The organism is Mycobacterium deserti (assembly GCF_025345615.1).
Taxonomy (GTDB): Bacteria; Actinomycetota; Actinomycetes; order Mycobacteriales; family Mycobacteriaceae; genus Mycobacterium; species Mycobacterium deserti.
The window spans coordinates 341750-366692 of sequence record NZ_JAODWD010000004.1 but is presented as its reverse complement, the minus strand read 5'-3'; the positions used below and the strand labels follow the sequence as shown (position 1 = coordinate 366692).

The following is a 24943-nucleotide window of genomic DNA, read 5'->3' as shown; positions in this document are numbered from 1 at the left end:
TCACTCGGGCTGTCGCCCTTCACGTGCGGTAGCCGTCTGGACGGACTCGAACTTCGCTTCGGCCATGCGGTACAACCCGTCGAGGTGATCGAGATCGAGGTCGAGGTACTCACTGACGACCTCAGGGGCGGCCCCGGAGGCCCGCAGTCGCAGCGCCAGCGAGTACGGCAGCGGCAACCGGCGCAGCGTCGATTCGTCCGACCACGACTTGTCGACCATGAGACCTCCGCTCGGAACGTCGGGTGGCTGACCGTGTGGAAACGTCGGTCGGCACCTCATCGTCATGCTCTGTTCCGCCGGCCGTCTCAGTGGTGCACTACTGCAATACGGGGCCCGCGCATGAAATCCTTGAGGCTCTACTGAATCGGAAGGGGTGCTACATGGGTGTCCAGCTTCGTCGGGCGACGTCGGCCGACGTCGAGCACTGCGGGCGGATCTGCTACGACGCGTTCGGTGCCATCGCCGATGCTCATCGCTTCCCGCGCGAGTTCCCGGCGGTCGAGGCCGCCATCGGGGTGATCGGGGAGTTGACGAACAGTGCCGGTTTCGTCGGCTTCGTCGCCGAACTGGACGGCAGGATCGTCGGCAGCAACTTCCTCGACGTGCGGTCACCGATTCACGGGCTCGGGCCGATCACCGTCGACCCCGGCATCCAAGACGGAGGCGTCGGCCGCGCGTTGATGGCCGCGGCACTCGACTACAGCGACGATCAGGGGGCCCAAGGGGTGCGACTGCTGCAGGCCGCCTACCACAACCGGTCGCTGAGCCTGTACGCCAAGCTGGGCTTCGCCGTGCGCGAACCCGTCGCCGTCCTGCAGGGCCCACCTCTCGGGGGTCTGCCCGGCGGACCAGACGTCCGGGCGGCGCACCGGAACGACCTCGAGGACGCCAGTCGACTGTGCGTACGGGTGCATGGGCACGAACGATCCGGTGAACTCGGCGATGCGCTCGACCGGGGGACTGCGACGGTCGTCGAACGTGACGGTCGTATCACCGGTTACAGCACGGGAATCGCATTCTTCGGGCACTCGGTTGCCGAGACCAACACGGACATGCAGGCGCTCATCGGAGCGGCCCCGGGCTTCGGCGGTCCAGGCTTCCTGCTGCCGTTGCGCAACGCGGATCTGCTGCACTGGTGTCTGGATCACGGTCTGCGCGTTGTGCAGATGATGAACCTGATGAGCATCGGATGGTACCGCGAACCGGAGGGCGCCTATCTGCCGTCGGTCACCTACTGAGCATGTCCAATGCTCGTAGCGCGAACACGTGCTTGATTACGCTGTACGGGTGCCATGCAACTGGGCGCTGACCGGCAGGGAACAGGAGATGCGTCTCATCGAGGCCGCACTCTGCGATCCCGGCACGTCGGGCGTCGTCGTCGGCGGGGGCGCAGGCGTCGGTAAGAGCCGGTTGGTCAAGGAGGCAACAAAAGCCGCGGCGGTGCACGGGTTCGTCACGCAATGGATCACCGGGTCGACCGCCGCGCGCTCAATTCCTTTCGGAGCGTTGAGCGACTGGGCCACCGAATTATTCGACGAGTCGGTGCCACTGGTCCAGCTTGTCCGCGGCTTGATCGACAGTCTCACGTCCGGCGCGCCCGACACGTCGCTGATCGTCGCAGTCGACGATGCGCATCTGCTCGACGATATGTCGATCTTCGTCGTGCAGCAGCTCATCGCGCGGCGCGCCGCGAAGGTGGTGCTCGTCATCAGGGACGGCGATCCGGTCCCTGAGGCTGCGCGAGATCTATGGAAGGAGAACAGGTTCGAGCGGCTTGTGCTGCAGCCGCTGGCCCGCCAGGAGGTTGCCGAGCTGATGGAGTCCGCCCTCGGCGGCCTGGTGGATGCCGAAGATGTAGCGCGGCTGTGGAGACTGACCCGCGGCAACGCCTTGTACGTGCGGACCTTCGTCGAACAGGAGTTGGCGGCAGGCCGACTGGCGCTCCGTACCGGTCGGTGGCGATGGCTCGACGAACCCGTTGTGCCAGCGGATCTGGCCGACCTGATCGAATCACGGATGGGAGCCCTTGGCCCGGCCGTGAGCGAGGTCGTCGATCTCCTCGCGGTCGCCGAACCCCTACCGCTCGAGATGCTGATCCGCATCGCCGAATCCAGAGCCGTCGAGGAGGCCGACGACCGGGGACTGATTACCGCGCATCGCACCGACACCGACATGTCCGTCCGGCTGTCTCATCCGCTCTACGGGGAAGTCAGACGACGTCGGGCGTCGCCGATCCGGTTGCGGCGGCTACGCGGACTGGTGGTCGAGCAGCTCGCGAACGCGCCCGATGCCGACGATCTGCGTGCCGTGGTGCGGCGGGCGACGCTGTGGATCGACTCCGACCTTCCACCCGACGCAGGCCTACTCGTGCGCGCCGCCAGGGGTGCCTTGTCGATGGCCGACATGCCGTTGGCGGATCAACTTGCCGCGGCGGCGGTCCAGGCCGGAGCCACGGGTGAGGCACACTTGTTGCGGTCCTTCGCATTGAGCTGGATGAGCCGGCCTCAGCAAGCGGAAGAAGTCGTGGCGAGCATGCCGGCGAATGCGCTTGGCGCCGAGGTCCAACCGATGCTCCTGGCTCACCGCGTGGTCAACATCCTGTGGGGGCTACGAGACCCACAACGAGCCAAGCGACTCCTCGACGAGGCGGCCAGCGCAACCGGGCCGGGCGGCAGCGTCTGGGTTGACGCGCTGCGGGCCATGTACTGGGCGACCATCGGCAGGCCCGACGAGGTGGAAGACACCGCCGCCCGACTCGATCTGTCCGAAATACCCAGCGACATCGGCGGCCTGACAGCATGGGCACTCGCCGTCGCGGCCGGGGATCGCGGACGGACAACCGAAGCGCTCGGGGCCGCCGGTACCGGATATGCAATCGTCCGCCGCGACCTCGCCGCTCCGCAGGTTCGGTTCGCCATTGCAGACAGGCATGTTGGTGTCCTGCTGCAGGCGGGACTCCTCGACAACGCGAGGTCAGTCGCAGCAGAACTCCAACGCGATGCGGCCGACTTGCCCGGCGGTGCGCAGGCCATGGCCGCGGCCGTCTCAGCCCGGGTGGCACTGGCCGCAGGTCGTCTCGAAGAGGCGCAGGTGCTGTTGAAACCTGCCATAGACCGCACGATCTCGGCCGGCGACACCAACGGTTTCCTGTACCGATACCAGCTGACGCTCACCCTGGCCACCGCTCAACGCGGAGAGGCGCACGCCGCGGCGGCCGAGTTCAGACGGCTCGACCAGAACCGCCATCCGGGCTGGGGCTTCATCGACTACGAGTTAGCCATCGCCCGAGCCTGGGTGGCTTCTCTCCAGGGAGTCGTGTCTGAAGCCGTCGACACGGTGTTGAGCGCCGCCGAAACTGCGCGGGCACGAGGCCGATTCGCCGTAGAGGTCATGTGCTTGCAGGCCGCTGTGCAGTTCGGCGACGGGCGTTGCGCGAGCCGGTTACGCGAACTCGCGGATGTGGTTGAGGGGCCACGCGTCGGTCTTGTCGCCCGGTTCGCCGAAGCGCTGCACGCCGGCGACGGGGACGGCTTGCACGCGGTCTCGGTCGACCTCGAATCGATGGGCGACGTCGTCGCGGCGCTCGACTGCAGCGCGCATGCCTCGCTGGCCTATCGGCGCGCGAACCTACGTGGTTCGGCGCTGAAAAGCGCTACCAGAGCGCAGTTCCTCGCCGAATGTTGCGCCGCGAATACCCCTGCACTGCGGCAGGTCGTCGCGCCTCTGCCGCTGACCGATCGGGAACGCGAGATCGTGATGCTGCTGGGCAGCGGAGCGTCCAATCGCGACATCGCGGCGCGCCTGACGCTGTCCATTCGTACCGTCGAAAGCCACGTTTACCGTGCGATGGCCAAGACCGGTACCACCACGCGCGAGGATCTGGCTGCGCTCTTGTCGAGGGGCCAGCACTAAGTTGGTGGACGTGACAGCAAGCCGACGCGTCGACGCCGACTTCCTCGCACTGCCGCGACACCACCTCGCCGATGCCGCGTTGTCGGCCGCGGTGGCCTCCGGTGCGAGTCATGCCGACCTGCGTATCCACGCGATCACCGAGGAACTCGTGCAGTTGCGCGACGGCGATCTGGAGACGGCGGTCGTCAACCGGGAGATCGGCCTGGCGGTGCGCGTCATCGTCGACGGCACGTGGGGTTTCGCCTCCCACGCCGAATTGACCGCCGACGTCGCGGCCGAGACCGCGAGGCGGGCCGTGCGGGTCGCGACGACGCTGGCGCCGCTGAACGCCGAGCGGATCGAACTGGCACCCGAACCGGTGTATTCCGACGTGAGCTGGGTGTCCGACTACGGCGTCGACCCGTTCAGCGTCGCGTCGACCGAAAAGGTCGCTGTGCTCGGCGACTACTCCGAGCGCCTACTGGCCGCCGACGGCGTCGACCACGTGTCGGCGGGCCTGCACGCGGTCAAGGAACAAACCTTCTACGCCGACACGTTCGGTTCGTCGATCACCCAGCAGCGGGTGCGGGTGCAGCCGTCGCTGGATGCGGTGGCCGTGGACGCCGCCGCCGGAACGTTCGAGACGATGCGCACGCTGGCGCCGCCGACCGCTCGCGGCTGGGAATACGTCGCCGGCGACGAAGTGTGGGACTGGTCGGCGGAACTGGCGCAGCTTCCGGCACTGCTGGCGGAGAAGGCGAAGGCGCCCAGCGTCATCGCGGGACCGACCGACCTGGTGATCGACCCGTCGAACCTCTGGCTGACGATCCACGAATCCATCGGCCACGCCACCGAATACGACCGCGCCATCGGGTATGAGGCGGCGTATGCCGGGACTTCGTTCGCAACTCCCGACAAGCTGGGATCGATGCGATACGGCTCGCCGGTCATGAACGTGACCGCCGACCGCACTGTCGACTACGGTCTGGCCACTGTGGGTTTCGACGACGAAGGCGTGCGCACGCAGAGTTGGGATCTGGTGCGCGACGGTGTCTTCGTCGGCTATCAGTTGGACCGGGTGTTCGCGCCGAGGTTGGGCATCGCGCGGTCCAACGGCTGCTCGTATGCCGACTCGCCGCACCACGTGCCGATTCAGCGGATGGCCAACGTGTCGCTGCAGCCGGGCTCCGACGGCTTGAGTACCGACGACCTCATCGCCCGCGTCGAGGACGGGATCTACATCGTCGGCGACAAGTCGTGGTCAATCGATATGCAGCGCTACAACTTCCAATTCACCGGTCAGCGGTTCTTCCGCATCCGTGACGGCCGGTTGGACGGACAGCTGCGCGACGTCGCCTACCAGGCGACCACGACAGACTTCTGGGGTTCGCTGGAAGCGCTTGGGGGACCGTCGACGTGGCGTCTCGGTGGTGCATTCAACTGCGGTAAGGCGCAACCGGGGCAGGTCGCCCCGGTCAGCCACGGGTGCCCGTCGGCGTTGTTCCGCGCAGTGAACGTGCTCAACACGCAGGCAGAGGCGGGGCGGTAGGCAGTGATCGGGGCACAGCAAGTCGTCGATATCGCGCTGGCCGAAGCCGGTCGGCTGGGCAAGGTCGACGAGACGATCGTCTTGGTCACCGACCGGTCGGATGCCTCGCTGCGGTGGGCCGGCAACTCGATGACCACCAACGGCGAATCGGTGAGTCGGCACACGACGGTGATATCGGTTGTGCGGCAAGGTAACAACGCGCGCGTAGGATCTGTGCGGTCCAGCGATGTGGATCCGTCGACGCTCGGCGGGCTCGTGGCCGCGTCGCAGGACGCAGCGGTGTCGGCACCTGACGCCACGGACAGCGCGCCACCACTGCCGGGCGGCGATCCGCCTGGGGACTGGGATACGCCGGTGCCCACCACCGGAGCGCAGGTGTTCCTGCCGGTGGCCAGTAGTCTCGCCGAACACGGGTTCCGTGGCGCTGATCAGTTGTACGGCTACGCCCGCCACATTCTGGAGACGACGTTCGTGGCCACGTCGGATGGACTGCGGCGCCGCTACACGCAACCGACGGGCTCGGTGGAGATCAACGCCAAACGCGACCGAGCCAGCGCGTGGGCGGGGATCAGCACGCCTGACTTCGCGGACGTGTCAACGGATTCGATGCTCGAGCAACTGTCGACACAGCTGGGCTGGGCGCAGCGCAGCGTCGAGTTGCCTGCCGGAAGGTATGAGACCATTCTGCCGCCGTCGACCGTGGCCGACCTGATGATCTACCTGACGTGGTCGATGGACGGCCGGGGCGCCCAGCAGGGACGTACTGCGCTTTCGGCGCCCGGCGGCGGGACGCGCGTGGGGGAGAAGCTCACCGATCTGCCCTTGACGCTGTATTCCGATCCGCTTGCCCAGGCGTTGGCCTGCACGCCGTTCGTGGTGACGGCCAGCTCGTCGGATCGCGCGTCGGTGTTCGACAACGGGATGGACATCGGTCGGGTCGACTGGATCCGGGACGGGGTGATCAACGCGCTGGCGTATCCGCGCGCCGCGGCGGCGGAGTTCGGCGCGCCGGTTGCGGCGGCCGCCGACAACCTGCTGATGACGGGCGGGTCGGCCGACATCGCCGACATGATCGCTCGCACTGAGCGCGGTCTGCTGCTGACGACGCTGTGGTACATCCGGACGGTCGATCCGACGGTGCTGCTGTTGACCGGGCTGACGCGCGACGGCGTGTACCTCGTCGAGGACGGTGAGGTGACGGCGGCGGTCAACAACTTCCGGTTCAACGAGAGCCCGCTGGATCTGTTGCGTCGCGCGACCGAGGCCGGCCAGAGCACGACCACGCTGCCGCGCGAATGGGGCGACTGGGCGACCAGGGCGGCGATGCCGACGCTGCGAATACCTGACTTTCACATGTCTTCGGTCAGCCAGGCGCAATAATCCTTGCGTGGGGCAAGAAACACTGGCCGAGCGGCTGGCCGGGCTGGTCGCGATGTCCTCGGGCAATGGGCGGCTCGACACGGTGATCCGGTTGACGTGTGGCAGGGCGCTGTGCCTGCCGCCGCTGCCGCCGGAGGAAGACGTCTCCGACGGGGCCTCGGACACCGACGCGGTGGTGGCGGCGTTCGCTGAGCAGTTCGCCGTAGATGTGTCGCGGATCGGCGACAATCAACGGGCGTGTCTGATGTCGGCGTTGGGCGACAACGCATTTCGCACGGTAGTGGCGATCTTCATCGCCGACTTCGTGCCCCGGGTGTGGGCCGGCTGCGAGGCGCTCGGGCTGGGGAGACCGGGCAACGGGTCGGCGGTGTCCTGGGACCATGCGGGCGATCCGATCGACGCGCTGCTGAACGGGTTCGTCCCGGCGGTCGCGCGGCTGCGCACGTTGGACCCGGTGACGACCGAAGTCGTGCGGTTGCGCGGGGCGGCGCAACACAACTGCCGGCTGTGTAGGTCGTTGCGGGAGGGCCATGCGCTGGACGCGGGCGGGTCGGAGGACATGTACGAGCAGATCGAGGCCTACGAGTCGGCGGCCGATCTGAGCGAGGCGCACAAGGCGGCGCTGCGCTACGTGGACGCGTTGATCTGGACGCCGTCGCAGATCTCGGCCGAAGTCGCGGCAGGCATGCGCAAGCACTTCTCCGAGGAACAGGCGTTCGAGTTGACGCTGGATGTGATGCGTAACGCGTGCAACAAGATCGCGGTGTCGCTGGGTGCCGACGCGCCGCGGGTTGCCGACGGCACGGAGCGATACGAGGTCGATGCGGATGGGCAGACGGTGTACGCCGACATCGCGTGAGGGCGCCGGCGGGGCTGGCAGGTGAGCGCCCGGATAGGCGATTGCCGATGTGCGACCATAGTGGCCGCATATCGCGCTGGGGGCGGTAGCTCAGTCGGTTAGAGCCGTGGACTCATAATCCATTGGTCGCGGGTTCGAGCCCCGCCCGCCCCACTTCACAGGCCTCGAACCCTTGACCGGAAAGGTCCGACAAGGTGAGTGGGTCTGTCGAGGAATGAGAGAAAGCCTTCGCACGGCGCGGGGGCTTTCTTGTTGCCTGATGTCGGACCGGCTGGCCGAGTCCGCCGCGGCGCAAATCTCAGCGAACAGCAGTGTCTTCTCGTGTGTTGGCGACCTTGAGGTCATCGATGTAGAAACCGCTTGTAGAACGTCTGGTTGAGATGGCGGCGGACTAATTTCGAACCATCGCGGTACAGCCTGTGGATCTTCGACTAGGTCCAGTGCGTCGCGAAAACTGCGGCGTCAACCCCGATTCCGCAGTGGTGTTTGTGAGGCTGGCGCGGCTACGTTCACGGTCGAGGTGGAGCTCACTGAGCTATCGCGGATCTTCCCCTGCGACAGCGCAGAGCCCGATCACCTGACTGAGTTCTTCCCCTCCACCGGCTGAGTCCGCCGCCGAGAACCGGAGCGTGTCGGATCTGGCGGTCAGGCCCTCGCCGCAACTGGCCGTGACGGCTCGTCGGCCGGGGTGTCGTCGAGGCGCAGAAGCCGAAACAGTCGGTAGGCGACACCGGTTCGTGGCCACACCACGGCCACCCAGATTGCTGCCGCAGCGACGAGAACGCCCATGAACCAACCCAGCAGGTGGACAAGCACACTGGCCACGATCGCCGACAGCACGCACACCCCGAACACCATGCCCAGCAGAGTGACAAGCAGTAGTGCGGTGCTGGGTTCACGGTGAATGCCGGCGTCGCGGTACCCCTCCCGCAGCGAATCGAGCATCACCCATAGCAGCACGATGACGATGACGCTCATGGCGGCCAAGGTGAAGGCGACCGGTGAGGTGAGCCAGCGGCCTATTCTGTCGAGTGCTTCGCCGAAGGACGGATCGGCGGGCCATGTCTTGAATGTTTCTTGGTCCGCAGAGAAGAACCGCTGGTAGCCCCGTCCGTCCCAGCCGTGGACCAGAACGAAGAACATGGCGAAGTATCCGAGGCCGGCTTGCAGGAGCGCTGCGTAGCGGTGCCCGGCGAGGATCAGCCGCTCGGCGACCCAGTACCCGAGCAGCCCCTGCGTGACGTTCGTGATGGCGAACAGCGTCACCAACCAGGCAGGTATCGATTCGTGATCGGTGGCGACCTGCATGGTTTCCCAATCCGGGAACGCCCACAAGAGGTATATCCCGCTCGCGGCGAACAGCACCGCGCAGTACAGCAGTGTGACGGCTCGATGCGGGGAGCTGAACCGCACCCAGCGGTTCGGCGCCGGGCTGGACGCGGAATTGTTGCGGCCGGCACGAGCGATTTGACGTGTGGCCGCGACGGCGAAACCGGCGCCGATGGCGTAGGACCAGAAGACGTCGACTTGAACCATGTTGCCTACCTTCGAGATGGTGCTCAGCGGTCATGAGTGGCCGAAGCGGGGAGTTGATGTGGTTTCATCCGGATATCGATTGGCGGTTGAGGCGACGCCGTCGGAGAGCAGCCCGCGAATCACTGTCCGGGCGGTAAATCGCACCGTGTCGTCCCACGTGTAGCGATGCATGAGATGACGGACGCTGGTGAAGTGATCGGCCAGGCCGCTGACCGTCGACCACAAAAGCGACAGGACCAGGTCAGGGTCCGGCGCGTCAGCAGGTTCGAACTGCGCGAGTGCGCGTTCGACGATCACACGGACCGCATCGAGCACACGGCCGGTGGCTTCGACGAGGCGGTCGCGGATTTCCGGCTTGAGCCGCGATCCGTCATTGATCGCGGCCAGAATGTCAAGGTTCCCGCCAGAATCAACGTAGACGTCGCGGTAGCTCGTCGCGACTGCGACGAACAACTCTTCGAGGTCGGTCACTGCTGCCAGCGTCGGAGCGAGTTCGGCAGACATCTGCTCTAGCCGCTCAGCAAACAACGCGACGAATAGCGACTCCTTGGTTGGGAAATAGATGTAGACGGTGCCCAGCGCCACACCCGCGCCACGCGCCACCTCACGCATCTGAAGCGCCGCGAGCCCCTGCTCACGCAACAGCGACCGCCCAGCGCGCAAAATGTCGCGCCGCCTCGACTCCTTATCGCTGGCCCTCGGCACCACTCGCGTATTCCCTAAAGTTTGATGAACCATGTTCAGTGAACGATGTTCATAGTTCACTGCCAATTCGGCGGTGTCAAGACACCCAGCACGGGCGCCTTGGGCGCCCGCTGAGCAAGCGCCCTACCCCGCAGCAAGCAGGCATCTTCCCCTCAGGGGGTCGAGTTCATGCTGGCGTCTGAGGTGAGCTAGCGCAGACACCCCGAGGCCCACCAGCAGCATCGGGTCGGCATCGACGTGACCCCGACACCATCTGGCGCCAGCTCAACGCCGCGGCGCGAGGAATCGCGAGTGCCGGCTATCGAGTTGTATGCAACGAGCGGCAGGCCTATGGAAAACCTGGTCACCGGCGGCCACCGCCGCGGTGCGGTTCCCCGTCGTCCGGGCGACATCGGTGAACCCTTACTGCGGGTGCTCGGCCAGGTATTCCTCGACCAGGATCGGCGACGTGGACTCGTAGCCGATGGGCAGCAGTACGTCACCGGCGGCTGTGCGGTAGTAGACGTCCCATCGGTAGTAACCGACGAACGCGGCGGGGTCGGCGGCCAACACGGCGGCATAGTCGTTGACCGCGCGTACGTAGTGGTCCGAGTTGTTGTACCGGAAGATGGCCTGATCGCGATCTTCGGCAAAGCCGTTGGCGGCGAGGTGGCGGCCCGCCGCCATGATGCTGTCCCGGGGCGAGCGGATGTCGCCTCCGTTGCCGTAGGCCTCGAACGTCGACGGCAGGAACTGCATGGGGCCTTGCGCACCGGCCGTGCTGAGGCCCTCGATGCTGCCGAACCGGCTCTCGATCAGATTGATCGCGGCCAGATAATTCCAGCCGACACCGGACGCCGCCTCCGCCTCGCGGTAGTGCGCCAACAACGTATCGGCCGGGGCCGGCGCCACGATCCGCCACGCGGGCAGCGTGTCCTTGACCTCCGTCAACACGTTCAGCTGCCGTCGGGCGTCGACATTGAGGTCGTAGATCTTGAGAAGTTCCGGCGGTATTCGAGGCCGCGTGATCGCGTCCCAGTCGGGGTGGCGCCCGATGGCTCGGTACGCCGCTTGCTGGCGGCGTGCGGCGGCGACCAACGCCGACTCCGGCGCCGACGGATCACGCAGCGTCCGCTCGTCGGCGACGAGGTCGTCGGCCAGTCTCGTTGGGTCTGGCGAGATCTGGGGCTGCGCTCGCGCGGCGGTCGTCGCTGCGGGAGGTGCGGTCGTCGCGGGCGCCCGGGTAATCGCGGGGACCGTCACCGTCGCGCTGGATGGGGGTGCGGGCGGGGCACTGTCCGTGCAGCCGAGCAGTGCGCACAAGACGGCGGGAAGCATCAATGAGGCGCGTTGGCGCCCTGCCGCGCGGAGTCCGCTCACCGCGCCGAGTCTTCCGGGTCGACGAGCAGCGTCGCCTGATGGACGGTCCCGGGGTTGGTAGCAATGGAGCCAGCATAATGCCGTCGAACACGAGCAAAAAGGCTCATGCACCTGCTGCGGCCTCCGCCGCCGTGGATTGCGGCCCCAATGCGCAGACCTGCATCGCGGTGTGAGATCAAGATGACACACTGCGAGCATGGCGTGGGATTTCAGCACCGAACCGGAGTTTCAGGAAAAGCTCGACTGGGTCAAGCAGTTCTGTGAGGAAAAGGTAGAACCGCTCGACCACGTCTTCCCGCATGCGGTGCGCTCACCCGATCCGGCGGTCAAGGCTTATGTGCGCGAACTGCAGCAGGAAGTCAAAGACCAAGGTTTGTGGGCGATCTTCCTCGACAAGGACCTCGGCGGCCCGGGTTTCGGACAGCTCAAGCTCGGCCTGCTCAACGAGATCATCGGGCGCTACGCGGGCGCCCCGCACATGTTCGGTGCGTCGGCTCCCGACACCGGCAACATGGAAATGCTCGCCGCCTACGGCACCGAAGAACAGAAGAAGCGATGGCTTGAGCCGCTGCTGAACCAGGACATGTTCTCGGCCTACTCGATGACCGAACCTCAGGGCGGCAGCGACCCCAATCTGTTCAAGACTCATGCTGTGCGCGATGGCGATGAGTGGGTGATCAACGGCGAGAAGTGGTTCACCTCTGCCGGCCGCGTCGCCGACATTCTGTTCGTGATGTGCACCAACGGCATGTTCGTCGTGCCGCGAAAAACGCCCGGTGTGGAGATCATGCCGGAACCCCGCAACCACAACCACATCGTCTATCGCGACGTGCGCGTCCCGCTGGACCATCTGCTCGGTCCTGAGGACGGCGCAAAGACGTTGGCGCAGCGACGACTTGGCGGAGGGCGCATCCACCATGCGATGCGTACGATCGCGCAGTGCAACCTGGCCTTCGACATGATGTGTGAGCGTGCGCTGAGTCGCCAGTCGCACGGCAAGGTCATCTCCGAGCATCAGATGGTGCAGGAGAAGATCGCCGAGTCCTACGCGATGATCAGGATGCTGCGCCTGTTCGTTCTCGAAACGGCGTGGAAGATCGACAACACCTCGACGCAGGAAGCCCGCACGGAGATTTCCGCGGTCAAGTTCACGATGGCGAAGGTGCTGCGCGAGGTGTCGTTCAACGCGCTGCACATCCTCGGGTCGCTCGGCACCACCGATCTCACGCCGATTCAGGCGATGTACGCCGGCGCTCCGACGATGGGTATCGCCGACGGCGTGGACGAGGTGCACAAGGCCACGGTGGCCCGTCGCGTGCTACGGAGCTATCGCCCGCACGAAGGCGACTTCCCGACCGAGTTCGTGCCGTACAAGCGCGAAGAAGCCAAGAAGAAGATGCAGCAGGTGCTCGACGCCAGACCGGAACTGGCCACCGCAGCCGAGGCGTATCAGAAGTACTTCGCAGGCAGGCGCTGAGCGCTACTTGCCGTTGCGTTCGCGGTGCTTGCACCCCGGCCAGCAGCAGGGCCGGCGCATACCTTCTTCCAATTCCTCCTGAGTCCGGCGGATGCGGCGCTCGCGGGTCTTCTCCTGCTTGGCGTCCTCGACCCAGCAGATGAATTCGTTGCGCGCCAGCGGCGTGATGTCCTTCCATGCCGCGAGCGCCGAGTCATTGCCGATGAGCGCCGTGCGCAGGTCCGCCGGCAGCTTGTGCACCACTCCGCCGGGTACTTTCTGGCTGCTCACGCGGTCAGGTTAACGCGGTTCAGCCACTGGTCGACACCGTGAACGGCCGGCGTGCCGTGCCCAACCCGTTCAGCGTGCCGTCGGCAGTGACCGCCGTCGCGGCGACACCGCCCTCACCGTCGACCATGTTGGCGTCCAGTGCGAACCGGTATCGCAGCGTCAAGGCCTTGCCCTTCGGCAACGGTTGCACGTTCATGAACGCGCCGAGGTAGTCCATGCCCGTGCCTGCCGACGGGTAGTCCGAGGCTGTCCACGTCCCGGTGACCGGGTCGAGCGTCTCGACCGAACCTCGCGCGATCGGCAGCGGGCCGGGTGCGCAACTGCACTGCTCCAGGAACACCGTCAGGCCGACCGACGGGTAGGAGACCGGCGAGTCGTTGCATACCGTCACCTCGAACTCGATCGGCGCCGCACCGGGCCGGACCGTGTCCGACGCTAGGCCGCCGAGCGCAACCGACACCTGATCGGCCTCTGGCACCGTGTCGTAACGCTCGACGGTCGGCACCGGCGCATTCGCCGGATTCACCGGGCATCCGGCGTCCCCAGAGGAAACGGGCGCGGTCGGCGAACTGCTCGGCGCCGCGGTGGTCGGACCGCTGGGCGCCGGCGCGGTCACGGTGACCGTGGACGCAGTCGGTGCCGCCTCCGGCGCGTTTGTCGAACACGCAGGCGCGACGACGGCGACCGCCGCCGCGATCAAAGCGAGTCTGCACTTCATCGGCTTGATGCCTTCCGGTCGGTATTTGCTGACGCATTTCACATCGCTGGCCGTGCTACCGATCCCAACTTGGATTCAGAACGTCTGTATTGTGGTGACAATTAGCTTGTGCCGCTTGCGAACTCGCAGCGTGCGTTAGTCGAGCGCCAAACTGGGAACATGGACCGGAGCTGCTCGTCAATGTTGACGGCGGCGACAAGACTGTGTCGGGGAATGCAATGAAGGGAACGCAGATGGTCTCGCCGAAGGGCGGCTCTCGCCTCGGCACCCGGTTCGGCCCCTATGAGCTGAAGTCCCTGATCGGCGTCGGTGGCATGGGTGAGGTCTACCGCGCGTACGACACGACCAAGGGCCGCACCGTCGCGGTCAAGCTGCTCCGCACCGAAGTGGCCGCTGACCCGGGCTTTCAGGAACGATTCCGGCGCGAGTCGCGAGTCGCGGCCCGGCTGCAGGAACCGCACGTCATCCCCGTGCACGACTTCGGCGACATCGACGGCGTCCTCTACATCGATATGCGCCTGGTAGAGGGCCCCAGCCTGAAGGACGAACTGCTCCGCACCGGCCCGTTGCCGCCGCAACGCGCCGCCTCGATCATCGCGCAGGTCGCGGCGGCGCTGGACGCCGCGCACGCCGACGGCCTCGTGCATCGCGACATCAAACCCGAGAACGTCCTGCTGACCTCCGATGACTTCGCCTATCTGGTCGACTTCGGTATCGCCCACGTCGGCGGCGACGCCAGCGTCACCTCGACGGGCATGGTCATCGGATCGTCGGCGTATATGGCCGCCGAACGGTTCAGCGGGGGCCAGGTCGGACCCGCATCCGACGTCTATTCGCTGACCTGCCTGCTCTACGAATGCCTCACCGGCCGGCCGCCTTTTGAGGCCGGCGACCTGCGGCAGATGATGAGCGCCCATATGTTCTCGCCGCCGCCGCGTCCCAGCATCATGGCCCGCGGCGTCAACCGCGCATTCGACGACGTGGTCGCCCGCGGCATGGCCAAGGATCCCGCCGCGCGCTTCCCGACCGCCGGTGCGCTGGCGAAGGCGGCGAAAGCCGCGGCCGCCGCGGCCCCGCCGCCATCAGCGCCCGCTCCGCCTGCTCCGCCAACGCACACTCGTCAGTTCTCGACGCTTTATCCGAGTCCCGCCGCGACGGGGTACACCCCGTATCGCGAAGCACCTGCCCCTGCGCCCCCGCCGCGCAAGTCGCGGTTCAGTCGGACGCAACTGACGCTGATCGCGGCGGTCATCGTGTTGTTCGGCACCGCGGCCATGCTCGCCACCGTCTTGGTGCTGGGCAATCACAACTCTTCGCAGACGACGGTGGCTGAGGCTCCGCCGAGCAGCAGCACGGTCGAGGCTCCGCCGCCGTCGACCACCACCATCACCAAGACTCCGACTTCCACCCCGACAACCACGCCGACCACAACCGGCACTGCGCCACCCGGGATAACCGGCGCCGATGGTCAGGGCTTCGTGGGGCACTCGGCTCGCTGTGACTCCGGCAGTTCACCCGCGGCGATGGTCCGCACCGCCAATTCGCTGGCGGTGGTGTGCGAAACCGCGTCGGGGTCCTACTACTACCGGGGCGAGCGCCTGCGCGACGGGGCCAACATCGAACTCGCCGGAGCGGTGCCGTCCTCAGGCGGCGGATACGACGTCGTCAACCCCGCTGATGGCACCCGTTACGAAGTGCGACCCGACCGGCTGACAATCATCAGCTTCGGCCGGGTCGACACCAACGAGTCGGTCCTGCAGTACGCAGCGCGCTAGCCGCGGTCTGCCTTGCGCTTCTCCTTCTCGGAATCGGCGAGCTTCTCCACCGCATCGGCTTGGGCGCGCTTGGTCGCGGCCGTCGTGCGCTTGTCGCTTGCGTCGTCGAGCTTGGCATCAGCCGCCGAGGCGGCCGCGCGCTCGGCCGCACGAGTGACGGCTTCCTTCTGCCGCTTCTCGTTCTCGACCGCCTTCACCCGCGCAGCAGCGGCGTCTTCGGCCTGCTTGGACACCGCCGCGTTGCGCTTCTGGGCGGTCTCCACCGCGGCCTGCTTGCGGTTCTCGGCCTCAGTCCGAGCCTGCTCGGCCTCGCGCTCCTTCTCGGCTCGGGCCTCCTGCTGCTCCCTGTTGGCCTGCTCGCGTGTCGCCTTCAGTTCGGCTTCCGCCTGCTGCTCGGTCCGCTCAGCAGCGGCGTCCAGACGGGCGGCCCTGCTCAGGGCGTCACTGCGCTCGATGAGCTCGGCGCCCCGCTCGACCAACTGCTGGTCCCGCAGCACGCCGCCGACGGTCGCGTCCAGCGTCCCCAGCGTGCGCTCGTAGAACAGTCTCGCGGGTGCCTCGGCATCGAACCGCGCGACGACACGGTCCTCGATGACCTGCAGCGGTAGCCGCGCAATCTGGTACTGGAATCGAAGTACGGCGAATGGGATATCGGTGATCGGCATGGTCAGCTCCTGTCCTCGACCTGGCGGCGGATGCGGTCGGCTTCGGCTCGGGCACTCTCGGCGGCTTGATCTGCGGCCTTCTGGTCGAGAATCGCGTCGACCACTTCGTCAGAGGCCTCGGCGACTTCCTGATGCTCCTCGGCCTTGGCTTCCTGAATTTTGCGCTGCGCATCGACTTCGGCTTGCGCCTTCTGCCGCGCGGCGTCCTGGTGCGCGGCCTGCATTCCCGCCTGCTTCTGCGCGGCTGCCTCGGCCCGGATCTCGGTCTCGGCGGCCGCGGCGTCGGCGTTGACCTCGGTCCGCGCCGCAGCGGCCCGCTGTCGCGTCTGCGCCATGTCGGCACGCGCCTGCTCGGCTTCAGCGTCGGCGATCGCCTCCGCGCGACTCGCTTCCTTGCGCTGCTGAGCCTGCGTCTGCTCGAGTTGGCCCTCTGCGGTCAGTGAGTCGTTGCCGGTTACGGCTCCGGCGACTTCTTTCGCTTTGCCCTTGATTGAATCGACGAAACCCTTACGAGTCTCGTCGGCCTTACTTTGCTCGGTCATGACACACCCATTCCCGACTGAGCAGGATTCAATCGCGATGTGGCATGGACCACTACGCCAAACTGAAAGCGGCCCGCCGAGCTGCCGGTATCTTTCACCGGCCGGCCTCTAGGGTGGAGCCATGCGCATCGCCATTGTCGTGCTCGGTGTCCTGGTCGCGGCGGCCGGTCTGTTGTTCACCTTCCAGGGGCTTGGCGCCGTCGGCGGTAGTCCGATGAGTAACACGACCACGTGGTCGATCCTCGGGCCGATCATCGCGATCATCGGCATCGCGCTGGCCGTCGGCGCCTGGCGCGGACGCAATCAACCGCCGCTGTAGCGGTCGCGCCGAACTGTCGCGGTGGCCCTGTAACTACTTTGGCCGGGTAAGCGATCTATCTCCTGAGCGTCGCGGCAACTGCTGGAACAGGCACCAGCGTTGGGGGAGTTACACCTGCCGCGGGACTGTTAAGGAGCCACGCACTATGGGTTCACCGCTTGAAATATGCCGTAAGCGCGGCGTTGTCGCCGTGCTCGCGTCGGGAGTGGTGATCTCCCTGACGGCACTCACCGGTGGAATCGCTCCCGCGTTCGCCAAACCCGACGACGAACAGCCGGTTGTGCCCTCGACGACCTTCGTCGTTCCGGCACCGGAAGTGACGGCGCCGGAGCCCGAAGAGGTCGCACCGGCACCCGAGCCCGATGTCGTTGCTCCCGAGCCCGCTGCGCCGCGGCCCGCCCCTGCGGTCGAGGAGGCCCCGAAGGTGCAGGCCCCGAAGGTGCAGGCCCCGCCGCAGACGCAGGAACCCGCACCGGCTCCGATCGTCGCACCCGAACCCGAGCCCGTCGCTGAGCCGGAACCCGAACAGCAGTCGCAGGCGCCTGCGGCACCCGCTCGTCCGCCGGTGACTAGCGTCGAGCCTGCCGCCCCGAGTGCTCCGGCCGCGCCGAGCGAAGAGACCGCGACCTCAAAGCCCGAGCCGTCGACCGCGCGCCGCGCGCCGGTCACGGAGTCCGATGCGCCGACGGCGACGTCGCCGGCAGAAACCCCGGCCGAAGCCGGCGATGTCCCACAGCCGTCTGGCACTGCTGTGCCGCCGTCGGAAGCCCTCGCGCCGGCGACCGCAGACGAGAATGCGCCGTCGAGCGCCACCGAAAAGCCGACCAGCGGCTCGGCCACCGAGGAGTCGGAGGCGACCACTGAGGCCGAGGACTCGTCGGGTTCTGAGAGCGCGACGCCGCAGGGGCCCGAGGCCGCGCGGGTGCTCAAGACCGCGCAGCCCGAGACGCTGCAGGCCGACAAGCGCGACATCGAGGTGGCCAAGACCGCCAAGGTGATCGAGGAGAAGCCGGCCCCGGCCGCCGCCAAGGACGTCGACGACTTCGCCAGCTCGGTCAACCTGAGCCTGGGCCTCGGCGGCCGCGACGGCATCAAAGCGGGCGCCAACGCTGACTTCCGCGTCGGCGTCGACCGTGACCGCGACTGGGAGTGGGGCCGCAAGGTCCGGCAGTGGCGGCCCGACTGGGTGGAGTACGACCAGTTCTACCGGCCGATCCTGATGAACCCGTTCCGGGCACCGGTGCGCATCGTCTACATCTACGATTTCGCCCCGCGGATCGTCTACATCCCACCGCTGGCCCGGATCGTGCTCGACGTCGCCCGGTACGCGGCGTACAGCTTCACCGCGCTGGTCCTCAACCCGATCAACACCGCGATCGATCTTGCACAGGACGTGGTGCAGACGGCGGCCAACATCGCGGTCGGCAGCTTCTTCGGCGGCGGATTCGTTCCGCGGTTCGGATTGCCGTTGCCGCCACCGCCGCCGCGGGTGCTGCGTTACGACAACGTCCCGGTGCTTGTGCGCTATCCGCAACAGACCTACGAGCCGTTCCGGGTGCGGCGCATCGTCGACGTCGGTGACGACGCACAGTACGGCGAGCGCAAGGTGCTGCTCGACGGCGTCACCCCGGCGTGGGGCCAGTGGACGCAAACAGCAACCGGTGAGCGGCAATTTGAGGTGCACAAGACCCAGCAGTTCCCGGGTCTGGACGCGCCGGCGCACGGTCCTCTGCCGGGCGACTACCCGCTGCGGCTTGCCGCAGACGAGTCGTCGACCGCAGGACTGTCCGGGCGTGACGTGTTCCTCTACGTCGCAGCCGGAGTGGTTGGCACGCTGGGCTTCGCCGCTCTCGGTGGGGCGTTCTTCCTCGGGCGTCGCCGGCTGGAGCACTGAGCCATATTCACGAGTAGCGCCTCGCCGATGGGAGACGGTGGGGCGCTACTCCTCTGTCCGGGACCGGGGTGATAACCGAGGTGGTGTGCTCGGGTCTGCGCAAGAAGCCCAGCCGGCCGGCGAGCGAATCGTGTTGCGGCTCGGGCACACCCGATTCGCTGTGGCCGGCGCAAGCCGCATGTCATCGAGCGCGAGCTCCGCTATCCGGCGCCCTTGCCGTTGTCGACGCGGTACACCGCACCGTGGATTGCCGCGGCGTCGTCGCTGGCTAGGAACGCGATCGCTTTCGCGACGTCCTCGGTCTCCATGAACCCACGCGGCGACGCGATGCGCATGATGAGGTCCCAGTCGGCGTTGTCGGGTGCGGTGAATTCCGTCGCCTGCGGCGTCGGCATGCCGCCCGGGCACAGCGCGTTGACGCGGATCTTCTCCTTGGTGTACTCGACCGCCAGGGCGCGCGTCAGCCCGACGAGTCCGTGCTTGGCCGCGCAGTAACCGGCCGAGTAGACCTCGCCCTCCACGCCCGCGATGGAGGTGACATTGACGATGTTGCCTGCGCTTTGCAGCAGGTGTGGCAAGGCAGCGCGGCACAAGTAGAACGGCCCGTTGAGGTTCACGGCCAGGTCGTGGTTCCACTCCTGGTCGGTCATGGTCGTGGTGTGGCGCATTTGATGGAACCCGGCGACGTTGACCAGCACATCGAGCCGGCCGAACTCCGCGACGCATTGGGCAACAGCGTCATTGCAGGCGTCGGCGGTGGTGATGTCCACCGACGCGTACTTGCCGCCGGGAACCGATTCGAACACCGTGGCCATCTGGTCGGCGCTGCGCGCGATGCCGAATACCGATGCGCCGCGTTGCGCGAATACCCGCGCGACGACCGCGCCGAGACCCGACGATGCGCCGGTGACCAACGCGACCTTGCCGCTGAGCTGAGTCATGGGCATGACTCTCTCATGCGGCTGCTCAGGTGGTGACCCGCGGTCGCTCGGGCGGAACGGCGGCCAGCAGCGCGCGGGTGTACTCCTGTTCGGGCGTGGCGAACAACTCGGTTGCGGGCCGGTACTCGACAGCTCGACCGTCGCGCATCACCAGCACGTCATGGCTCATCTGCTGCACGATCGCCAGATCGTGTGCGATGAACAGAAAAGTCAGACCCAGGTCGCGTTGCAATGACGTCAGCAAGTCAAGTATGCGCGCCTGTACCGAAACATCCAGCGACGCAGTCGCTTCGTCGAGAATCACCAGGTCCGGCTCACCGGCGAGCGCGCGTGCGATGCTGATCCGTTGACGCTCACCGCCAGACAGCTCGTGCGGGTAGCGCTCTGCGAAAGACGTTGGCAATCCCACAACTTCGAGCAGCTCGGCGATCCGCGCCCGGCGGGCCTGTCTCCCCTTGGTGAGCCGGTGCACCGACAGCGGTTCACCGATCGCGTCGCCTACCCGGGCCCGCGGGTTGAGCGACGAGAACGGGTCCTGAAACACCAGGCTGATTCGCCGACGAAGCATCTTGCGCTCCGGACCTCGCACACCCAGCACGTCGGTGCCGTCCAGCGTGGCGGTGCCCGCCTCGGGCCGGATCAGACCCACCAGCGCGCCGGCGACCGTCGATTTGCCCGACCCCGATTCGCCGACCAGGCCGAGCGTGGCGCCGCGCCGGATGGCGAAGCTCAGGTCCCTGACCGCGTGCACGGTTGATTTGCCGACCGGCGTCGTCACGTCGAACCGTACGTCGAGACCGTTCACCTCCAGCAGCACCTCGGCGTCGGCGGGCGCGGGCTGCGGTCCTGGCCGTCCGACGATCGGCCTGGCGGCCAACAGTTCTCGGGTGTACTCGTGCTGCGGGCGGTCGAAGACGCTGCCGATCGCCGCCTGTTCCACCGCTTGGCCCTCCCGCAGCACGGTGACCTCGTCGGCGACCTGCCCGATAACCCCGAGGTCGTGACTGATCCACACCACCGCGGTGCCGAAGTCGCGCTGCAACGTGCGCACCAGTTCGATGATCTGCGCCTGCGTCGTGACGTCGAGCGCGGTTGTCGGCTCGTCGGCAATCAGGAGTTCCGGGTCGCACGCCATGGCGATCGCGACCATCACCCGCTGCTTCTGTCCGCCCGACAGTTGGTGCGGGTACGCGTGCAAGCGGGACTCGGGGTCGGGCAGGCCGACAGCCTCCAACAGCTCTAGCGCCCGCGTGCGTGCCTGTCTGCGCGTCGAATGACGGTGAGTCTCCAGTGATTCGGTGATCTGCCGTTCCAGCGTCAACAGCGGGTTCAGCGATGTACCGGGATCCTGGAACACGAAGCCGATGCGGCCGCCGTGGACCGTGCGCAGCAGCCGTGCCGACGCGTCGACGAGCGCAGTCCCGCCCGACGGACCGGCCAGTGTGCTGGTTCCGGTGACCTTGGCGCCCGGGGCGTCGAGCAGGCCCGTTGCCGCGAGGACCGTCATCGACTTGCCCGACCCCGATTCGCCGACGATGCCCAACGTCTGTTCGCGGGCCACGTCGAACGAGATGCCGCGCACGATCTCACGGCTGCCGATGCGCACCCGCAGATCGGCCACACTCAACACCGGGTCACTCACTGCTGCATCCCTTGTCGCCGGGCCTCGATCATGGTGCGCTGCTTCGGATCCAGCACGTCGCGAAGGCCGTCGCCCAGCAAATTGAATGCCAGCACCGCAACGAAGATCGCCGCGCCCGGGAATACCGCCATCCACCACGCGAGCGTCACGAAGCCCTGCGAGTCGAAGATCATCCGGCCCAGCGACGGCTGCGGCGGCTGAATGCCGAGCCCGAGAAACGACAGCGCCGCCTCGGAGAGGATGGCGAACGCCAGCGACAGCGACGTCTGCACGATCAGCGGTCCGGCGATGTTCGGCAGGATGTGACGGCCGAGGATGTAAAGGTGGCCGGTGCCCATGCTGCGCGATACCGACACAAACGGTTCCACCCGCACGCTCATGGTGCTCGCCCGCGCGACGCGTGCGAAGATCGGCGTGTACACGATGCCGATCGCCAGGATCGTCGTCGTCATGCCGGGGCCGAGGATCGCCACCACCGCCAGCGCGAGCAGCAGCACCGGAAATGCGAACATCACGTCGACGATCCGCATGAACACCGCGTCAACCCAGCCGCCGCGGTAGCCGGACACCACGCCGATCGCCACGCCGACCACCACTGCGAACAGCACGCTCACGACGGCGACCCGCATGGAGGCCTGCGTGGCGACCAGCACGCGCGAGAACACGTCGCGGCCCAACTCGTCGGTGCCGAACCAATGTTCGCCGTTGGGCGGGCGCAGGGCGTTGGGCACATCGACGTCGTTGACACCGTACGGAGCGACCCAATTGGCGGCCACTGCGACGAACACGATTACGGCGAGTATCGAAGCGCTGACGACCGTTACCGGGTTGCCCATCAGCAGCCGCCACGACGAGACCCGGGTGTTGGTGGTCATTGGAGCCGAATCCTCGGGTCGACGACCGCGTAGAGCACGTCGACGATCAGGTTGATCAGTAGGAACAACGCCGCCATCAGCAGCACTGCGCCCTGGATCACCGGATAGTCCCGTGCAGCGACGGCGTTGTACACCAACCGCCCCAGCCCCGGCCACGCGAACACCACTTCGACGACGATGACGCCGCCCAGGATCGTCGCGAGCTGGATTCCGGCGATGGTGAGCACCGGGATGAGCGCATTGCGCACGGTGTGGCGGAACGTCACCACGCTCGGCGCCAACCCCTTGGACCGTGCCGTGCGCACATAGCCCATCGCGGCGACCTCGAGCACCGCGGAGCGCACGTAGCGCGTCATGATGGCGCCGGCCACCAGGCCAACCGTCACCGCGGGCAGCACGATGTGCCGCAGCCAGCCGGCTGGATTGTCCAGCAGCGGTTGATAACCCGAGGTGGGCAGCCAGCCCAGTGTCGAGGCGAACAACGCGATCAACAGAATGGCCATCCAGAAGTCGGGGATCGAGACGCCGAACTGGCTCGCGATCCGGATGATCGCGTCGCTGACTCGTCCTTCCCGCAGCGCCGACCAGATTCCGGCGGGCAGCGCGATCATCAAGGCGATCAGGATGCCGGCCAGAGCCAGGGACATCGTCGCGGGCAGGCGTTCGAGCAGGATCACCGTCACCGGGTCACCGTTGCGAAAACTGACGCCGAGATCACCGGTCACCGCCGAACCCAGATAGCCGAAAAACTGCTCGATCAACGGGCGATCCAACCCGCTCGCCGAGCGCAACGCCTCGTAGGCCTCGGGCGTGTACCGCGTCCCCAGCGCGATCCGCACCGGATCGCCGGGAACCAGATGCACGAGCGCGAACACGACGATCAACACACCGACCAGCACGACCGCCGAGTAGAGCAGCCTGCGCGCCAAAAAGCGCGCGATCGGGTGAGTCAGCCACCGTGTCATCGGCTGTCGTCCCGGCCAAGCGCCGCCGTGCGGAACCGGACCGCCGCGTCGCGGCGCGCTTCGTAGCCCGACAGGTTCGTCGCCCACGCTTGGATCACCGACGGGTTGTACAGGTAGAGATAGCTCACCTTGTCGGCGATGATCGTGGCCGCCCTGCGGTAAATCTCGGCACGCGCCGCACGGTCGGTTTCGGTGCGTCCGGCGTCGAGTAGTCGGTCGACTTCGGGGTCGGAGAACTTCTGCGCATTGCTCGTGCCGTCGGTGCGATGTTGCGCGTAGTAGAAGTCGTCGGGGTCGATGTTGCCCAGCCAGCCCATCATCAGCATGTCGAAGTTGCCGGTGTTCTGCTCGTCGAGCCAGGTGGCGAAGTCCACGGTGCGGATGTCGACGGTGATGCCAAGCGGGGCAAGGTTATCGGCGATGACCTGTGCGGCCGTCACCGTCTCGGGGTACTCGCTGGTGACGAGCATGTCGAGGTCCCCGCCCGCGACGCCCGCTTGCGCCAGAAGGCGTTTGGCTTCGTCGGTGTCGTAACGGTACCGGTGATAGTCGGTGTACCAGGGGTTCCCTTCGGGGATTGCGAGCTGGTTGGCGGCCGCGGTGCCGTAAGTCGTTGCGGCGATGATCGCGTCGCGGTCGATGCCGTAGGCGATCGCCTGACGGACCCGCACGTCGTTCCACGGCTTGCGCGCCTCGTTGAGCGCCAGGTACCAGTAGTCGTTGCTGGCGGTCACCGCGAGCCTGATCGAGTCGTCGTCTTTCAGCTGCGCCACCCGCTGCGGGGGAATCGAATCGGTCCAGTCGACTTCGCCGGCCTGAAGCGCCGACAGCGCGGTGGACGGTTCGGAGATGAACCGGAACGTGACGCCCGAAATCTTCGGCGGCCCTGCCCAATACGACCCGTTGGCCTTCAGAGTGATCGAGTCACCGCTCTTCTGGCTAGCGAACGCGAACGGTCCGGTGCCGATCGGATTGGTGGCGATCTGACCACTCTCGACGTTGCGCCGGTTGACGATCGCCATACCTTTGAAGCCGCCGATGTTGGTCAGCAGGTTCGGCGTCGGCTGCTTCACCCGAATCATCACCGTGACCGGGTCGCGTGCGCTGATGTCGGTGACGGCGCTGAACTTGTCGGCATTCGTCAGCTGCTCGTCGATGATCCGGCGGTAGGAGTAGACGACGTCGTCGGCGGTGAACGGGCTGCCGTCGTGGAAGGTGACCCCGCGCCGCAGACGAAATGTCCACAAGAGCTGATCGGGGCTGACGTCCCACGACTCGGCCAGTGCCGGGCGCATCTCGAGGTTGGCATCCGGCTCGACCAGGGTGTCGAAAACGTTCTCGAGCACCTCGAACGAGAAATAGGCGCTGGTCTTGTGGGGGTCGAGCTGATCGGGTTCACCCGCGATCGCGGCGATGAGACCCGCAGAACCGCCGCCGAGATCCACCCGTTCGCCGGTCGAGCAACCGGTCAGCGACACGACCAGCGCGACGATGCCCGAGACCGCGGCAACCACCGCCGGTCGTCTCATCGCCACCACCTGTGAACTCGTCCGCCGGGTGGCGCTTACCCGCTGGGCGCCC

22 protein-coding genes and 1 tRNA gene are annotated in these 24943 nt (G+C 66.8%); 10 read left to right on the top strand and 13 right to left on the bottom strand.

All coding sequences use genetic code 11. The annotated features are described in order from the left end of the window. On the bottom strand, positions 1-219 hold the full coding sequence (locus N4S67_RS18095; protein ID WP_260994379.1) for a hypothetical protein: 219 nt from the start codon (positions 217-219) through the stop codon (positions 1-3). A 161-nt stretch (positions 220-380) separates the two neighbouring features. Here N4S67_RS18095 and N4S67_RS18090 point away from each other — a divergent pair, with 161 nt between their 5' ends. The 6 genes from N4S67_RS18090 to N4S67_RS18065 all read left to right on the top strand — a co-directional run bounded on the left by N4S67_RS18090 (position 381) and on the right by N4S67_RS18065 (position 7832). Continuing rightward, positions 381-1238, top strand: coding sequence for a GNAT family N-acetyltransferase (locus tag N4S67_RS18090; protein WP_260994378.1), 858 nt, complete (start codon positions 381-383; stop codon positions 1236-1238). Positions 1239-1287: 49 nt separating this feature from the next. Then, positions 1288-3912, top strand: a complete 2625-nt coding sequence (locus N4S67_RS18085) for a helix-turn-helix transcriptional regulator (protein ID WP_260994377.1) — start codon at positions 1288-1290, stop codon at positions 3910-3912. A 10-nt stretch (positions 3913-3922) separates the two neighbouring features. Then, the gene (locus N4S67_RS18080) at positions 3923-5440 is read left to right on the top strand and encodes a TldD/PmbA family protein (protein WP_260994376.1); all 1518 of its coding nucleotides are present in this window, start codon (positions 3923-3925) and stop codon (positions 5438-5440) included. Positions 5441-5443: 3 nt separating this feature from the next. Further along, positions 5444-6820 carry a metallopeptidase TldD-related protein gene (locus tag N4S67_RS18075; RefSeq protein WP_260994375.1) on the top strand — a complete coding sequence of 459 codons (1377 nt, stop codon included), beginning with the start codon at positions 5444-5446 and terminating at the stop codon, positions 6818-6820. A 52-nt stretch (positions 6821-6872) separates the two neighbouring features. Then, complete coding sequence (locus N4S67_RS18070) at positions 6873-7679, top strand: carboxymuconolactone decarboxylase family protein (protein WP_390893447.1); 807 nt, start codon at positions 6873-6875, stop codon at positions 7677-7679. A 79-nt stretch (positions 7680-7758) separates the two neighbouring features. Continuing rightward, positions 7759-7832: transfer RNA gene (locus N4S67_RS18065), tRNA-Ile, on the top strand. 492 nt (positions 7833-8324) lie between these two features. Here N4S67_RS18065 and N4S67_RS18060 read toward each other — a convergent pair. The 3 genes from N4S67_RS18060 to N4S67_RS18050 all read right to left on the bottom strand — a co-directional run bounded on the left by N4S67_RS18060 (position 8325) and on the right by N4S67_RS18050 (position 11237). Continuing rightward, entirely contained in the window at positions 8325-9215 is an 891-nt protein-coding gene (locus N4S67_RS18060; protein ID WP_260994373.1) for a hypothetical protein, read from the bottom strand. Positions 9216-9245: 30 nt separating this feature from the next. Then, complete coding sequence (locus tag N4S67_RS18055) at positions 9246-9980, bottom strand: TetR/AcrR family transcriptional regulator (RefSeq protein WP_260994718.1); 735 nt, start codon at positions 9978-9980, stop codon at positions 9246-9248. A gap of 342 nt (positions 9981-10322) precedes the next feature. Beyond that, the gene (locus N4S67_RS18050) at positions 10323-11237 is read right to left on the bottom strand and encodes a lytic transglycosylase domain-containing protein (protein WP_260994717.1); all 915 of its coding nucleotides are present in this window, start codon (positions 11235-11237) and stop codon (positions 10323-10325) included. 238 nt (positions 11238-11475) lie between these two features. Between N4S67_RS18050 and N4S67_RS18045 the strand changes: the two genes are divergently transcribed. Continuing rightward, the gene (locus N4S67_RS18045; protein WP_260994372.1) at positions 11476-12756 is read left to right on the top strand and encodes an acyl-CoA dehydrogenase family protein; all 1281 of its coding nucleotides are present in this window, start codon (positions 11476-11478) and stop codon (positions 12754-12756) included. 3 nt (positions 12757-12759) lie between these two features. On the opposite strand, the gene N4S67_RS18040 is transcribed toward N4S67_RS18045, so the two are convergent. Continuing rightward, a complete protein-coding gene (locus N4S67_RS18040) occupies positions 12760-13026 on the bottom strand; it encodes a YdeI/OmpD-associated family protein (RefSeq protein ID WP_260994371.1) in 267 nt (88 codons plus the stop codon). 19 nt (positions 13027-13045) lie between these two features. Next, the gene (locus tag N4S67_RS18035; protein ID WP_260994370.1) at positions 13046-13744 is read right to left on the bottom strand and encodes a hypothetical protein; all 699 of its coding nucleotides are present in this window, start codon (positions 13742-13744) and stop codon (positions 13046-13048) included. Positions 13745-13977: 233 nt separating this feature from the next. On the opposite strand from N4S67_RS18035, the gene N4S67_RS18030 reads away from it, so the two are divergent. Continuing rightward, on the top strand, positions 13978-15519 hold the full coding sequence (locus tag N4S67_RS18030) for a serine/threonine-protein kinase (protein WP_260994716.1): 1542 nt from the start codon (positions 13978-13980) through the stop codon (positions 15517-15519). On the opposite strand, the gene N4S67_RS18025 is transcribed toward N4S67_RS18030, so the two are convergent. Together N4S67_RS18025 and N4S67_RS18020 are read right to left on the bottom strand one after the other, a co-directional pair. After that, positions 15516-16184, bottom strand: a complete 669-nt coding sequence (locus N4S67_RS18025; protein ID WP_260994369.1) for an IF2 family translation initiation factor — start codon at positions 16182-16184, stop codon at positions 15516-15518. The genes N4S67_RS18030 and N4S67_RS18025 overlap by 4 nt on opposite strands. A gap of 2 nt (positions 16185-16186) precedes the next feature. Continuing rightward, complete coding sequence (locus tag N4S67_RS18020; RefSeq protein WP_260994368.1) at positions 16187-16726, bottom strand: CsbD family protein; 540 nt, start codon at positions 16724-16726, stop codon at positions 16187-16189. 121 nt (positions 16727-16847) lie between these two features. On the opposite strand from N4S67_RS18020, the gene N4S67_RS18015 reads away from it, so the two are divergent. Next, positions 16848-17045: a hypothetical protein gene (locus N4S67_RS18015; RefSeq protein WP_260994367.1), complete on the top strand. Its 198-nt coding sequence runs from the start codon at positions 16848-16850 to the stop codon at positions 17043-17045. Positions 17046-17190: 145 nt separating this feature from the next. After that, positions 17191-18939, top strand: coding sequence for a hypothetical protein (locus tag N4S67_RS18010; protein WP_260994366.1), 1749 nt, complete (start codon positions 17191-17193; stop codon positions 18937-18939). A 200-nt stretch (positions 18940-19139) separates the two neighbouring features. Here N4S67_RS18010 and N4S67_RS18005 read toward each other — a convergent pair whose 3' ends face one another. From N4S67_RS18005 to N4S67_RS17985, 5 genes are read right to left on the bottom strand one after another with little or no spacing between them, the layout of a single operon-like run. Continuing rightward, positions 19140-19880, bottom strand: a complete 741-nt coding sequence (locus tag N4S67_RS18005) for an SDR family NAD(P)-dependent oxidoreductase (protein ID WP_260994365.1) — start codon at positions 19878-19880, stop codon at positions 19140-19142. 25 nt (positions 19881-19905) lie between these two features. After that, positions 19906-21522, bottom strand: a complete 1617-nt coding sequence (locus N4S67_RS18000) for a dipeptide ABC transporter ATP-binding protein (protein ID WP_260994364.1) — start codon at positions 21520-21522, stop codon at positions 19906-19908. Beyond that, entirely contained in the window at positions 21519-22397 is an 879-nt protein-coding gene (locus N4S67_RS17995) for an ABC transporter permease (protein ID WP_260994363.1), read from the bottom strand. The genes N4S67_RS18000 and N4S67_RS17995 overlap by 4 nt, the downstream gene beginning before the upstream one ends. Then, entirely contained in the window at positions 22394-23362 is a 969-nt protein-coding gene (locus N4S67_RS17990; RefSeq protein ID WP_260994362.1) for an ABC transporter permease, read from the bottom strand. The genes N4S67_RS17995 and N4S67_RS17990 overlap by 4 nt, the downstream gene beginning before the upstream one ends. Continuing rightward, positions 23359-24891 carry an ABC transporter substrate-binding protein gene (locus N4S67_RS17985; protein WP_260994361.1) on the bottom strand — a complete coding sequence of 511 codons (1533 nt, stop codon included), beginning with the start codon at positions 24889-24891 and terminating at the stop codon, positions 23359-23361. The genes N4S67_RS17990 and N4S67_RS17985 overlap by 4 nt, the downstream gene beginning before the upstream one ends. Positions 24892-24943 lie beyond the last annotated feature (52 nt).